The organism is Paenarthrobacter sp. NPDC091669, from assembly GCF_044756725.1.
In the GTDB taxonomy this organism is placed as follows: domain Bacteria; phylum Actinomycetota; class Actinomycetes; order Actinomycetales; family Micrococcaceae; genus Arthrobacter; species Arthrobacter bambusae_C.
Window position 1 is genome coordinate 262,843 of record NZ_JBIVTK010000004.1, and the last position, 12,423, is coordinate 275,265.

The 12,423-nt window shown below is 62.1% G+C and carries 9 protein-coding genes; 4 read left to right on the forward strand and 5 right to left on the reverse strand.

Features of this window, described 5'->3' with window-relative positions:
* Window positions 1-173: 173 nt before the first annotated feature.
* From ACIQLI_RS08860 to ACIQLI_RS08880, 5 genes are all read right to left on the reverse strand, one after another.
* Window positions 174-1,208: a DegV family protein gene (locus ACIQLI_RS08860; protein ID WP_400387274.1), complete on the reverse strand. Its 1,035-nt coding sequence runs from the start codon at window positions 1,206-1,208 to the stop codon at window positions 174-176.
* A gap of 8 nt (window positions 1,209-1,216) precedes the next feature.
* The gene (leuS, locus tag ACIQLI_RS08865) at window positions 1,217-3,745 is read right to left on the reverse strand and encodes a leucine--tRNA ligase (RefSeq protein ID WP_400387277.1); all 2,529 of its coding nucleotides are present in this window, start codon (window positions 3,743-3,745) and stop codon (window positions 1,217-1,219) included.
* 331 nt (window positions 3,746-4,076) lie between these two features.
* On the reverse strand, window positions 4,077-5,591 hold the full coding sequence (gene glpK, locus ACIQLI_RS08870) for a glycerol kinase GlpK (protein WP_089595212.1): 1,515 nt from the start codon (window positions 5,589-5,591) through the stop codon (window positions 4,077-4,079).
* A gap of 94 nt (window positions 5,592-5,685) precedes the next feature.
* Window positions 5,686-6,438: an MIP/aquaporin family protein gene (locus tag ACIQLI_RS08875; RefSeq protein ID WP_089595213.1), complete on the reverse strand. Its 753-nt coding sequence runs from the start codon at window positions 6,436-6,438 to the stop codon at window positions 5,686-5,688.
* Between the two features lie 168 nt (window positions 6,439-6,606).
* On the reverse strand, window positions 6,607-8,388 hold the full coding sequence (locus ACIQLI_RS08880) for a glycerol-3-phosphate dehydrogenase/oxidase (RefSeq protein ID WP_400387281.1): 1,782 nt from the start codon (window positions 8,386-8,388) through the stop codon (window positions 6,607-6,609).
* 122 nt (window positions 8,389-8,510) lie between these two features.
* Here ACIQLI_RS08880 and ACIQLI_RS08885 point away from each other — a divergent pair, with 122 nt between their 5' ends.
* Genes ACIQLI_RS08885 through ACIQLI_RS08900 form a run of 4 tightly spaced genes read left to right on the forward strand, consistent with a single transcriptional unit; the run spans window position 8,511 to window position 12,423 of the window.
* A complete protein-coding gene (locus ACIQLI_RS08885) occupies window positions 8,511-9,473 on the forward strand; it encodes a sugar-binding domain-containing protein (RefSeq protein WP_354226927.1) in 963 nt (320 codons plus the stop codon).
* 34 nt (window positions 9,474-9,507) lie between these two features.
* On the forward strand, window positions 9,508-10,389 hold the full coding sequence (locus ACIQLI_RS08890; RefSeq protein ID WP_400387284.1) for an aldo/keto reductase: 882 nt from the start codon (window positions 9,508-9,510) through the stop codon (window positions 10,387-10,389).
* Window positions 10,390-10,399: 10 nt separating this feature from the next.
* Window positions 10,400-11,344 carry an alpha/beta fold hydrolase gene (locus ACIQLI_RS08895; RefSeq protein WP_400387286.1) on the forward strand — a complete coding sequence of 315 codons (945 nt, stop codon included), beginning with the start codon at window positions 10,400-10,402 and terminating at the stop codon, window positions 11,342-11,344.
* Window positions 11,341-12,423 (forward strand): glycosyltransferase family 4 protein, encoded by a 1,083-nt coding sequence (locus tag ACIQLI_RS08900; RefSeq protein ID WP_400387289.1) that lies wholly within the window; start codon window positions 11,341-11,343, stop codon window positions 12,421-12,423. Before ACIQLI_RS08895 ends, ACIQLI_RS08900 begins: the two co-directional genes overlap by 4 nt.

A 12,423-nucleotide genomic window follows, 5' to 3' on the forward strand; every position in this document is an offset into this window, starting at 1 on the left:
AGCGGAGAAGTCCGGGCGTCTCCGGCCAATCTCGCGATAAAGCGCTGCCGTGCTGCCTGCGCTGCGGCGTCTGGGGACGTATCCCGGTTCCGGCGTGGCATACAACGAGCCTATTGCCGGCAATCCGATGTCAGCCGGGGCCAAAGGGGCTATGTGGATAAACCGCCGGATGATCAGTCCGTCGGCGTGCTGCTCTCCCCCACAATGACCGCCAGAACCCCCAGGCCTGCATGAGCCGCCAGAACGGCAGGCAGGGCACTGATTTGGGGTGGCGGGCAGTCGGGGCATTTTCCGTTCAGCCGGGCGGCCAGCGCTTCGGCCTCCATCTGGTTGCCGAAGTGGTGAACCGCCAGACGCTGCTGTCCGGCCGGGCGGGAAGCGACATCCGCCGCGACAATCTCTTCCAGCCGGGCGACGGCTCGCACAGCGGACCGAACCTTTTCCAGCGGAACGATCTTGCCGCCGTCGACCGCCAAAATGGGCTTGATGGCGAGGACTGTACCCAACAAGGACGCTGCGGCACCGATTCGACCTCCACGGCGCAACTGTTCAAGGCTGGGCACGTAGAAGTAGACCTTGGTGCGCTCCATGCGCCGCTCAGCGAAGCCACGGACTTCTGCAGCCTCCTGCCCATCGGCAGCGGCAACCACCGCACTTTGGACCCCCATGCCCTGCGCCATGCCGACCGTGCGGGAATCCACCACCTCTACGGGAATGCTCACACGGGCTGCAGCCAGCCGGGCGGCATCGGCGGTGCCGGAAAGTTCGGATGAAATGTGGATGGACACCACGGATTCGAAACCGCGCCGTTGGGCTGCGAGGTAGGCCTGTTCAAACTGCCCGGGTGATGGCCGTGACGTTTTGACCGAGGCGCCTGAGGCGAGAGCCAGCGACAACGTGAGGGTGATGTCGTCTTCGCCTTCGCCGTAAATTTCGCTTCCCACCATGACGGGCATAGGAACTACGGCAAGCCGTCCGTCGGCGGTAAAGGCCGAGACCCAGTCCGTGGGGAGCGCAGCCGCCGAATCAGTGACGACGGCTGTCTTGACGACGGCGGCCAGCGGCACGTCAGCTGCTGGAACCGGCGCGCTGGGCTGCCTAAGGCGCGCAACTCTTTCTTTGAGCCATATCCATGCGGGTGGTTCTCGCTCAGGCACGCAACCTCCAAAGATGATGGCCGGCCGCCGGCGCAGTGCCGGCGGCCGCACTCTCCCTGCTAGGCGGGGACGATGTTCACCAGTTTAGGTGCCCGGACGATCACGGTGCGGATGCCGCGGCCGTCCATGGCGCGTTGGACGTTTTCCGAGGCCAATGCAAGCTCACGCAACTCGTCCTCAGTGATGTTCGGCGAAACTTCCAAGCGATCGCGAACCTTGCCCTGGACCTGAACCACAGCGGTGACGGTGTCCTGAACCAGCAGTGCGTCGTCGTGCTTCGGCCAGCCTGCATTCGCTACGGAAGCAGGGTGGCCCAGCGTGTTCCACAGGTCCTCGGCTGTGTACGGAGCAAACAGGCTCAGGATCACTGCAACGGCTTCCACCGCTTCACGAACGGCTGGATCTGCTGCACCTGCACCCGAGTCGATGGTCTTGCGGGTAGCGTTGACCAGCTCCATCAGACGGGCCACCACAACGTTGAACTTGTTGTTGTCCAACAGTTCAGCGGCGTCGGCGATGGTCTTGTGCGTGACCGTCCGCAGGGCGCGATCACCGGTTGCGGGATCTACACCCGGCTCGCTGCTGACGTCCTGGCCAAGCCGCCAGGCCCTGGCCAGGAACTTTGCAGAACCCGACGGCGAAACGTCCGCCCAGTCGACGTCGTCTTCCGGCGGGGAGGCAAAGACCATGGTGAGGCGCACGGCATCGACGCCGAACTTGTCCAGCTGCTCTCCGAGGTCCACACCGTTGCCCAAGGACTTGCTCATGGCCTTGCCGCCGTTGAGCACCTGGCCCTGGTTGAGCAGCGCCGAGAAGGGTTCGTTGGCTTCGATCAGTCCAATGTCCTTGATGACCTTGGTGAAGAAGCGGGCATAGAGCAGGTGCAGGATGGCGTGCTCAACGCCACCTACGTACTGTCCGACCGGCATCCAGTTGTTGATCTTTTCAGGATCGAACGGGCCCTCGGTGTAGTCCGGCGACACGAAGCGCAGGAAGTACCAGGACGAGTCCACGAACGTGTCCATGGTGTCGGTATCGCGCTGTGCGGCACGTCCACAGTTGGGGCACTCAACGTTGACCCACTCGACGGCGGCAGCCAACGGGGAGGTCCCCTTCGGCGACAGCGCCTCACCCCGCAGGTTGTCGGGCAACCTGACCGGCAGCTGGTCATCGGGGACGGGCACTTCTCCACATTCACCGCAGTGGATGATGGGGATGGGGGTGCCCCAGAAACGCTGGCGGCTCAGCAGCCAGTCACGCAAACGGAAGTTGACGAATTTCTCGCCGGTTCCCAGCTTCTCGAGGATCTCGATCGCGGCAGGAATGCCCTCGGACTTGGACAAGCCGTCCAGATCGCCGGAGTTCTTCAGTGTGCCTTCACCGGCAGTGGCCACGCCGGTCTCTGCGGGGTCTTCGGCGCCTGTTTCCAACACTGCCCGGACGGGCAGGTTGAAGGCCTTGGCGAAGTCGAGGTCACGCTGGTCATGCGCAGGCACGGCCATGATGGCACCCGTGCCGTAATCGGCCAGCACGTAATCAGCGGCCCATACCGGGAGCTTCTCGCCGTTGAGCGGGTTGATGGCGTAACGGCCGGTGAAGACGCCGGTCTTCTCGCGTTCGGTGGACTGGCGCTCAATCTCAGAGAGCGCCTTCACCTTCTCGCGGTACGCCATGAGTTCGTCGTGCTGTTCCGGAGTCACCAGGTCCAGTGCCAGGTGCGCATCTGCTGCAACAACGAAGAACGTTGCACCATAGAGAGTGTCAGGACGGGTAGTGAACACGGTGACTTCGCGCTCGGCACGCTCTTCCGTGGCTTCGATGACGAATCGCACGTGCGCGCCCTCAGAGCGGCCGATCCAGTTGCGTTGCATGGCCAAAACACGCTCGGGCCAGTGGCCTTGCAGCTGGTCCATGTCCTCCAGCAAGCGGTCTGCGTAGTCGGTGATCTTGAAGTACCACTGATTCAGCGACTTCTTGGTGACAGCTGTGCCGCAGCGTTCGCAGGCGCCGTTGACAACCTGTTCGTTCGCCAGGACGGTGAGGTCCTTGGGGCACCAGTTGACCGGCGAATCCTTGCGGTAGGCCAGGCCACGCTCGTAGAAGCGCTTGAACAGCCACTGGGTCCACCGGTAATACTCGGGATCAGAGGTGTGAATGCGCCGGGACCAGTCGGCGGAGATGGCGTATCGCTTGAACGACGCCGCCTGGGTGTCGATGTTCGCGTAGGTCCACTCGCTGGGGTGCGCGTTGCGCTTGATCGCAGCGTTCTCAGCGGGGAGGCCGAAGGAGTCCCAACCGATGGGGTGCAGGACGTCGAAGCCCTTCTGGCGCAGGTAGCGCGCCACCACGTCGCCCATCGCGAATGCTTCGGCGTGGCCCATGTGAAGGTCGCCGGAAGGGTAGGGGAACATGTCCAGCACGTAGCGGCGTTCCCGCGAGCCCTCGTCGGCAGGCGTGAAGACTTTGAGGTCTTCCCAGACTTGCGGCCACTTGGCTTCCATCGCAGCGAAGCTGTAGACGCCCTCTTCAGGCGCTTCAGCTGCGGCTGTCTGTGCTGTTCCGGTCTCTGTCTCCGGCTGAACGCTCACTGCTGCCCTCTTCTGTTCTTCGATGGCGGTTTTGCCTCCTGCTGCGGTCCCGGATAGCCCCGGACACACAAAAGCCCCTCAACAATGGAGGGGCGGCCGCACGGCTAATCAAAGCCGGGCGGCTAGCTAAGCAGAAGGATCGCACGCATAGATCTACAATAGCGCACGATTATCCATCCACTCACCGACAAATCATGGTTGGAGGCGCAGCGCTTGGCTTGCAGAAGACCGGCTCAATGACGCCGTGCTGTTATGGGGGCCCGGGAGCGGCTTCGGGCGTCCGCGTAGCGGGCGGGGCCCCCATAACAGCTAAGGCGTCATGTCGCTGGTCTTACTTAACGTCTTCGTCGACCCAATCCATGGATTTGGTGACAGCCTTCTTCCAGAGCCGCAGCTGACGCTCCTGCTCTTCTGCCGGCAGTTGCGGCTCCCAGCGCTTGTCTTCGTTCCAGTTGGCGCTGAGCTCACCCAGGTCCTTCCAGAATCCGACGGCGAGCCCCGCCGCATAGGCAGCACCGAGGGCGGTGGTTTCCACCACCTTCGGACGGACCACCGGTACGCCCAGGATGTCTGCCTGGAACTGCATGAGTGCCTCATTGGCGACCATTCCGCCGTCGACCTTCAGCTCGGTGAGCGGAACACCCGAGTCCGCGTTGACGGCGTCCAGCACCTCGCGGGTCTGGAAGGCGGTTGCTTCCAGCGCGGCGCGGGCAATGTGGCCCTTGTTGGCGAAACGGGTCAGGCCGACGATGGCGCCACGGGCGTCCGCGCGCCAGTACGGTGCGAACAGTCCGGAGAAGGCGGGGACGATGTAGACGCCACCGTTGTCCTTGACACCCGCAGCCAGCTCCTCAACTTCCGGAGCGGAACTGATCATGCCCAGGTTGTCGCGGAGCCACTGGATCAAAGAACCAGTGACCGCGATGGAACCTTCCAAGGCGTAGTGCGGCTTGGCGTCGCCCAGCTTGTATCCCAGCGTAGTGAGGAGGCCGTTCTTGGAGTGAACAATCTCCTCGCCGGTGTTGAAGATCAGGAAGCAGCCTGTGCCGTAGGTGTTTTTCGCTTCGCCGGCCTGGAAAGCTGCCTGGCCGAAGGTAGCCGCCTGCTGATCGCCCAGGATGCCCGCTACCGGAGTTTCGCGAAGGAGCTGCGAGGTGTGGACCTGGCCGTAGACCTCGGAGGAGGACTTTATGGCAGGCATCATGGAGGCCGGAACGCCAAAGACGTCCAGGATTTCCTGGTCCCATTGGAGCGTCTCCAGGTCCATGAAAAGGGTGCGGGATGCGTTGGTGACATCGGTGACATGGACGCCGCCGTCCACACCGCCGGTGAGGTTCCACAGAACCCAGGCGTCGGTGTTGCCGAACAGGAGGTCCCCGGCTTCCGCACGTTCGCGGGCGCCGTCGACGTTGTCCAGGATCCACTTGATCTTGGTGCCGGAGAAGTAGGTAGCCAGGGGCAGGCCCACCTTCTGCTTGAATCGTTCGAGCCCGCCGTCCTGGGCCAACTGGTCCACGATTGGCTGGGTGCGGGTGTCCTGCCACACGATGGCATTGTAGACAGCTTCACCGGTGTTCTTGTCCCAAACGACAGCGGTTTCACGCTGGTTGGTGATTCCGACGGCGGCGATGTCGTGCCGTGTCAGGTTCGCCTTGGATAGGGCCGAGGCGATAACTTCCCGGGTGTTGTTCCAGATTTCGGCGGGGTTGTGCTCAACCCAGCCAGCCTGCGGGAAGATCTGCTCGTGTTCCATCTGGCCGGTGGAGACGATGTTGCCGGAGTGGTCGAACACAATGGCGCGGGAGCTGGTGGTGCCCTGATCAATGGCGATGACGTATTGATTCATGGTGACGTCCTTGTCTTAGTGGTGGTCGTTGCTTGGTTACTCAGTGGTGATCTCAGTGGTGATTGAGGGTGCGTGCGGTTGAGTACGGGCAGGATCAGCCGGCGATCGCAGGCATGATGTCGGGAACCCACAGGGCTACGACGCCCGCAAGTGCGCCGCCAACCAGCGGTCCGACAATGGGGATCCAGGAGTAGGCCCAATCGCTGCTGCCCTTGCCCTTGATGGGAAGGAGGGCGTGTGCGATGCGGGGGCCGAGGTCACGTGCAGGGTTGATGGCGTAGCCGGTGGGGCCACCGAGGGAAACGCCGATACCAACAACGAGCAGTGCCACAGCCAGCGGGCCGAGTCCTGAGGGGGTGCCGCCGAAGGTCAGGATGACGAAGACCAGGACGAACGTGCCGATGATTTCGGTGACGAGGTTCCACGGGGTGGAACGGATGGCCGGACCGGTGGAGAAAGTACCCAGCTTGTTGGCTGCCAGGGGTTCTTCATCGAAGTGCTGCTTGTACGCGAGCCAGCAGACAACCGCGCCAAGGAAGGCGCCCAGCAGTTCAGCGCCGAAGTACGTCAGCGTGGATGCGAAATCCACGGGAACGCCGGGGGCGTATTCTGCTTTCTGATTGACCAGAAGGCCCAACGTCACGGCCGGGTTCAGGTGCGCACCGGACTTTGCAGCCACGAAAACGCCCGCGAAGACCGCAATGCCCCAGCCCCACGTCACCATCAAGAATCCAGCGTTGTTGCCCTTGGTGCCTTTGAGCGCAACGTTTGCCACGACGCCACAACCCAACAGGGTCAGCATCATGGTTCCGAATACTTCGGAAAGGAAAACAATTCCAAGAGACATCTTTGACTCCTCATTTTTCTGTTATCAGCCCCCTCGCGGGTGAAGAGGCCGTTTGGGACGGTTCCGCTCTCCGGAACCGTCCCGGTGTGGTGGTCCCTGTCGGGCCCACCTACCCCATTCCGCCCCAACCGCACGTTGGGACGGTCAAGCTGTTTCCGCTGCTTGGGCTCAGGCTACGAGACTGTGCACGTCAACCTTGTGGAACCGCTGCAGCACTTCCTGGGCGTGGCGGATTTCTGCTTCGCGGGCAGCAGCATCCCAACCGAGCGGTTCGGCCAAGGCGGCGGCAATCTCGTTCAGCAGCTCGCCGGTGACCAAGCCACGGAATGCCAGGGACGTCCTGCGGATGAGGACATCCACCAGGTGCCCGATCTGCTCATGCTCGGCCATGAATTCCAACTCACGGACGCTGAGTTCACGCGTTGACCGCAATGGCTGGTCATGCCCCGCGTTGAGGTACGCGATCACGGCGTCAGCCCGCGTACCGTACCGGGTCAGCAGCCCGGCAACCCGGTCAGCGTCCAGGCCCGGACCCATGTGCTTCTTGATCCATTCCTGTTCGCCCTGTTCCGTGGCAGGGAAGCCGGCACCGCCGCCGATGGCGAGTTTCGCCGTCGAGACTTTGCGTTCCATGCCGAGTTCGCGCAGGACGTCGTTGGTCATGTGCTCGGCCAGGGCACGGAACGTTGTCCATTTGCCGCCTACCAGGCTGAGTACGACGGCGGCCTTACCGCCTGGCGTGGCTACCGCATCATCGCCGGTGCGGACGCTGCGCTCGATCCGGTAGTCCCTGGAGACGAAGCCAGGCTGGGTTTCGTCGTGGCGGGGCAACGGACGGACGCCGGCAAAGCTGTAGACGATCTGGTCCCGCTCCACCTTGATGGTGGGGAATACGTGCCCTACCAAGTCGAAGAAGTAGTCGATCTCTTCTTCCGTGCACACGGCGTCTTCGGACATGTCCGCGTCGACGTCGGTGGTGCCCACCAGGACGCGGTCACCCATCGGGTAGATGAGGACGATGCGGCCATCGGTGTGTTCGAAGAATATTTCCCTGCCGTTGCAGGCGGCAAGGAGTTCCGGGTGGTCAAGGACGATGTGGGAGCCCTTGGTTCCGCCCATGAACTTGCTGACGGCCCCCATGGCCTGGTTGGTGAGATCCACCCAGGCGCCTGTGGTGTTGACGATGACGTCTGCCTGGAATTCGAATTCCTTGCCGGTCAGTTCATCGCGGAGGAGAACTCCGTCTGCGCCCATGGAAACGAGTGAGACGTAGTTGCTGGCGCGGGCGCTTCCACCGGGGAGTCCGCCGCCCAGGCCTGCCTTCTCGCCGTCCTGGAGGACATCAAGGGTCAGGCGTTCGGGGTTGTGGACCGAGGCATCAAAGTAGGTTGCCGCGTACTTGATCCCTGAGTGCAGCTTGGGAAGCTCAGCCAGTGCCCGGGTCCTTCCACGGAACTGGTGGCGGGGCACGCTTCCTCCGTCACGGGAGAAGAAGTCATACATGCTCAGGCCAACCTTGATGAGGAAGGCGCCGCGTTCCTTGGGCTTGCCCTGCTTGTGCGTGAGGAAACGCATGGGTGCGGAGAGGATTCCGGAAAAGGTACTGAAGATGGGGATGGTGGTCTGCAGCGGCTTGACGTAGTGCGGTGCAATGCGCAGGAGCCGGTTGCGCTCCACCACGGATTCCTGGACAAGGCGGAACTCGCCGTTTTCGAGGTAGCGGATGCCGCCGTGGATCATGTGCGAGGAGGCACCGCTGGCACCTTGGCAGTAGTCGCCGCGTTCAACAAGCGCCACATCCACACCTTGCAGGGCCAGGTCGCGGAACGTTCCTACGCCGTTAATGCCGCCGCCGATGATAAGTACCTTGGCCGAGGGCCGCTCCTGCAGTGCAACGACGGAGTCGCGCTGTGTGTGCTGTGAGGTACCGGAAATCCTGTTGTGTCCCAAAACTGCTCCCTTGGGCTTGGTTCGTGCGCCGCGCCACTCGCTGCTGCACCGTTCACCACTAATCTTGCGAAGGTGGAAAATGGAGTCAAGCTATTTGCACAAACGTGCAGGAAGGAAATGAGATGGCACGATCACGTCACTCGGATGCGCTCCGGGCTGCACAGATGTATTACCTCCAGGACCTGACCATGGACGCAATCGCCCGTGAGCTCAGAACATCCCGATCCACAGTGTCCCGGCTGCTGTCCTCGGCACGCGAAACCGGCCTGGTGCAGGTCCAGATCAGGAGCCCTTTCGATACCGGCCCCGAGCTGGAAAGCCAGATCCGGAACCAATATGGGGTGGACGTCCACGTGGTTCCCGTGTTGGACACGCTCAACGAGGCGGAGACCCTGGACCGCGTAGCCATGCAGGCTGCCCGCACCATTGGGCCATTGGTCGATTCGAATGCCATCATCGGAGTTGCCTGGGGCGCCACCCTCAGCGCCGTCAGTCGTCACCTCACGCGCAAGGTCACCCATGACAGCATCGTGGTCCAGCTGAACGGCGCCGGGAACATGCAAACCACCGGCATCACGTACGCCAGCGACATCATGCGCCGCTTCGGCAGCGCCTACGGTGCAAGGGTTGAACAGTTCCCTGTTCCGGCATTCTTTGATCATGCATCCACCAAGACGGCCATGTGGAATGAGCGCAGCGTTCAACGCATTCTTGATCTGCAGGCACGCATGAGCATCGCCATCTTCGGCGTGGGCTCGGTGGATTCGGACTATCCCAGCCACGTCTATGCCGGCGGTTACCTCGATGAACACGACCTCACCGTCCTGGCCGCCGATGACGTGGTGGGCGACGTCGCCACAGTCTTTTTCCGGAGTGACGGGTCCTCGGACGGCATCACCCTTAATGCAAGGTCCACGGGACCAAGCCATGAACAGTTGAGGCAGGTTCGGCGCCGTATTTGCGTGGTGTCAGGCGCATCCAAAATCAATGGGCTTCAGGGGGCCCTGGCCGCCGGATTGGCCACGGACCTCATTTTGGACGAAGCTTCAGCCCGGCGGCTTGTCAGTTTCAATGGCAAGTCCTGAAGCATTCGTGCAAGGAATGGGTAGAGTCTTTGCTATGAGATCCCCTGCCCGGCAGACATTGAACAATGGCGTACAGATGGATCGCCTGGGCTTCGGGCTCTACAAAGTTCCACCCAAGGACGCTGAAGCCCTCGTGTCCACGGCGTTGGGTGAGGGCTACCGTCGATTTGATACAGCCGCGATGTATGGCAACGAACTGGGTCTTGGCCGCGCCTTGGGCGGCGCTGTAGGAGATGCCGCCGAAGCCAACAGGGCCAGCGGCGGATCGGGCGAGTCAGTCAATGCCTTGGCCCGCGAGGACCTGTTTGTGACCACGAAGGTCTGGAACGATGACCATGGATACGATGCCACGCTCCGCGCCTTCGACACCTCCATGGCCAACCTCGGCCTGGATTACGTGGATCTTTACCTCATTCACTGGCCCTGTCCCGGACGAGGACTGTTGGTGGACACGTGGAGAGCCATGGAGACCTTGTACAGGGAAGGCAAAATCCGGGCTATTGGTGTTTCCAACTTCCAGCCCGGCCACCTTGAGGAGCTGATGCAGAAAGCGGAAGTAGTTCCGGCCGTCAACCAAATCGAACTGCACCCCTGGTTGCAGCAGACCAGGCTGCGCACCTTGCACGAACAACTTGGTATTCGCACTGAGGCGTGGAGCCCCCTGGGCAGGGGGCAGGTCCTGGCAGATCCAGCCATCGTCTCGCTGGCGGAAAAGTACGGCAGGACTCCTGCGCAGGTCATTCTCCGCTGGCATCTACAGCTGGGGAACCTGGTCATCCCGAAAGCAAGCTCTGCGGGCCGGATCAAAGAGAACTTCGCCGTCTTAGATTTCGATCTTGACGCCACGGATATGGACGGCATAGCCGGGCTTGAACGCCACCATCGAACCGGGTCGCACCCGGACAACGTGAACTAGGAATTGCTGCATGGAAAAAGTGGACACTGCGAACTCCCCCGAAGGAACGCAGGCCCCCGGTAGGTTCTTCAGCGAAGCCCTCGCAGGGCGGACTGCAGCTTCGGACATTGATATTGACGGCAGCAACGTGGCGTATTGGACGTACGAACCGGTCACCGTCACCCCCAAGACCCGAACCATCCTGGTGATCCATGGATTCCGGGGAGACCACCACGGGTTGCTTCGGGTGGCCGACCAACTTCCGGAAATGCGGATCATCATGCCGGACCTGCCGGCCTTCGGGAGCTCAGAGCCGTTCGTCGATGGTGAACACAGCGTTGAACACTACGGAAAGTTCATCTCCGGCTTCATGTCAGCCCTGGACCTTGGGCCCAGAACTGTACTGTTGGGCCATTCCTTCGGATCAATCGTTGCGAGCCACTTTGCCGCCGCGAATCCGGGAGCCGTCTACCCGCTGATCCTGATCAACCCGATCGCAGCACCGGCGTTGGAAGGTCCCAAGGGGATCATGACCAAGCTGGCCGTGCTCTACTACCAAGCCTCAGCAAAGCTCCCGCGCGCCCTGGGGTTGGCTGTGCTTCGCAACCGTGCAATTGTCCGGATCATGAGCATCACCATGGCCAAAACCAAGGACAAGGAACTGCGCCGGTTCATCCACGGCCAGCACGACGCCTACTTCAGTGCCTTCGCCGACAGGAAAAGCCTGCTCGAGTCATTCAAAGCCTCCGTCTCAGGCAACGTGGCCGAGGTGGCCGAGCAGCTCACTCTCCCCGTGCTGCTGGTCGCCGGCGAGAAAGATGAGATCGCCACCTTGCCCAACCAGCACAAACTCATGAAGCGGCTCCCTGACGCCAAGCTGGAAGTGATTCCCGGCGTCGGACATCTGATCCACTACGAAACGCCGGAGACGGCGGCCGCAGCCATTCGCAGCTTCCTGGAGGAACATCCCGCGTGAAAATTGTCATCGACGCCCGCTTTACCAGAACGGACCACCACGATGGCATCAGCCGCTATGGTTCAAGCCTCATAGCGGCTGCATCCAAGATCGCGGATGTCACCATGCTGATCAGCGACAAGCGCCAACTGGCGCTGCTGCCGGATGTTCCCTACGTCATGGTGAACAGTCCGTTGTCGCCGCTGGAACTGTTCGTGGCCCGCAAGGTCAACCCCCTGAATGCCGATGTTGTGGTGTGTCCCATGCAAACCATGGGGACCTTTGGGCGGCGGTACGGACTGGTGCTCACCCTCCATGACCTCATCTACTACGAACACCCGACTCCCCCGGGCTTCCTCCCGCCACCTGTTCGTGTGCTCTGGAGGCTTTACCACAAGGCGTTCTGGCCCCAGCGGCTCCTGCTGAACCGGGCGGACATTGTTGCCACGATCAGCCGCACCACGGAGGCCCTCATGGCCAAGTACGCGCTCACCAAACGGCCGGTGCGGATTGTGGGAAATGCCCCCCAACCCGGGCAAATACCCCGGGATCCCGCAACCGGCGCGGACAAGACGCTGCTTTATATGGGTTCGTTCATGCCCTACAAGAACGTAGAAACCATGATCCGCGGGATGGCCGGCTTACCCGACTACACCCTGCATCTTCTCAGCCGGATCACACCCCAGCGAAAGTCCGAACTCGAGGCTTTGGTCCCCCAGGGCGCCAAGGTGGAGTTCCACAACGGTGTCACCGACGCTGAGTACGACGAGCTATTGGTGAGGGCAACTGCGCTGATCAGCCTTTCCCGTGCTGAGGGATACGGATTGCCGCTGGTGGAGGCCATGGCCCTGGGCACGCCGGTGATCGCCAGCGACATCCCCATCTTCCGCGAAGTGGGCGGCGACGCTGTCAGCTACGTCAACCCGGAGTCGCCCTCGGATTTCGCAGATGCTGTGACCGGCCTGGGCGACGACGAGCTGTGGCAGCAGCGCTCCCGGAGGTCCGTAGAGCGGGCGTCGGAGTTCAACTGGGACGAATCGGCGCGGCAATTGCTTGCCGCAGCCGAGGAAGTTGTTGCCCTTCGGAAGCGCCGGTCCTAG

Bases quoted from the DNA above. Each gene is read 5' to 3' on its own strand.
- ACIQLI_RS08875 (WP_089595213.1), bottom strand. From the start codon at position 6,438: ATGTCTCTTGGAATTGTTTTCCTTTCCGAAGTATTCGGAACCATGATG.
- ACIQLI_RS08885 (WP_354226927.1), top strand. From the start codon at position 8,511: ATGGCACGATCACGTCACTCGGATGCGCTCCGGGCTGCACAGATGTAT.
- ACIQLI_RS08895 (WP_400387286.1), top strand. From the start codon at position 10,400: ATGGAAAAAGTGGACACTGCGAACTCCCCCGAAGGAACGCAGGCCCCC.
- glpK (WP_089595212.1), bottom strand. From the start codon at position 5,591: ATGAATCAATACGTCATCGCCATTGATCAGGGCACCACCAGCTCCCGC.
- ACIQLI_RS08890 (WP_400387284.1), top strand. From the start codon at position 9,508: ATGAGATCCCCTGCCCGGCAGACATTGAACAATGGCGTACAGATGGAT.